Source organism: Burkholderia sp. RF2-non_BP3 (assembly GCF_001522185.1).
GTDB classification, from domain to species: Bacteria; Pseudomonadota; Gammaproteobacteria; order Burkholderiales; family Burkholderiaceae; genus Burkholderia; species Burkholderia diffusa.
Genome location: NZ_LOSU01000050.1, coordinates 1 through 819 on the forward strand (window position 1 = coordinate 1; position 819 = coordinate 819).

At 57.5% G+C, this 819-nt stretch carries 1 protein-coding gene; it reads right to left on the reverse strand.

Annotated elements, in window-relative coordinates; all coding sequences use genetic code 11:
* Positions 1-16 precede the first annotated feature (16 nt).
* A protein-coding gene (locus tag WS45_RS35205) for an IS5 family transposase (RefSeq protein ID WP_126365122.1) occupies positions 17-774 on the reverse strand; the annotation gives its coding sequence in 2 pieces (ribosomal slippage) (positions 17-459 and positions 459-774; 759 coding nt in all).
* Positions 775-819: the final 45 nt, after the last annotated feature.

Genomic DNA, 819 nt, shown 5'->3' on the forward strand with positions numbered 1-819 from the left:
CTAGGGCGTGTTCACACTAACGAAGGGCTTCGACGATCAGGGCAAAGTTGATAAAGGCGATGAACATCAGATCGAGTTTGTCGAAGCGCGAGAAGATGCGACGAAAGCCCTTCAATCGACGGAACAGCCGCTCGACTTCGTTGCGACGTTTGTACATTTCCCGGTCGTACTCCCAAGGCTCGACGCGCGTGCTCAACGGAGGAACGACCGGGATGAAGCCGAGATCGAGCGCGAGTTGTCGGGTTTCGTTGCCTTCGTACGCTTTATCCATCAGCAGGTGCAGCGGCCGGTTCGGCGCCCCCAGGCGTTCGAGCAGTGCTCGTCCGTGCGGTGCGTCGCCGGCCTGACCGGGCGAAAGCGCGAACGTTATGGCTGTTCGAGCATTCGCGGCAACCATATGAATCTTGGTTGTCCATCCTCCGCGGGACTTGCCGATGGCTTGAGGTCCATTTTTTTTAACGCACCGGTGCCGTCAGGATGAACCTTCACGATCGTGCTATCCAGCGATACCGCTTCAATCCGAACGCGGATAATCTGCGCGCGCTGCAGTTCCGTAAACACTCGGTCCAGTACGCCATTGCGAGACCAGCGGTTCATCCGCGTGTAGATCGTGTGCCAGCGGCCGAAACGTGGCGGCAGACCGCGCCATTTACATCCGTGCTCGGCAACATAGAGGATCGCGTTGAGCACTTGCAGGTTCGACAGGCTCACGTTGCCCCGCTGTCGCGGCAGGCAATGTTCGATCTGTTCGAATTGGGCTTCGGAGATTTCCATCTCCGAAGCATAACCTTAAATCAGCATAGTGTGAACACGCCCTAG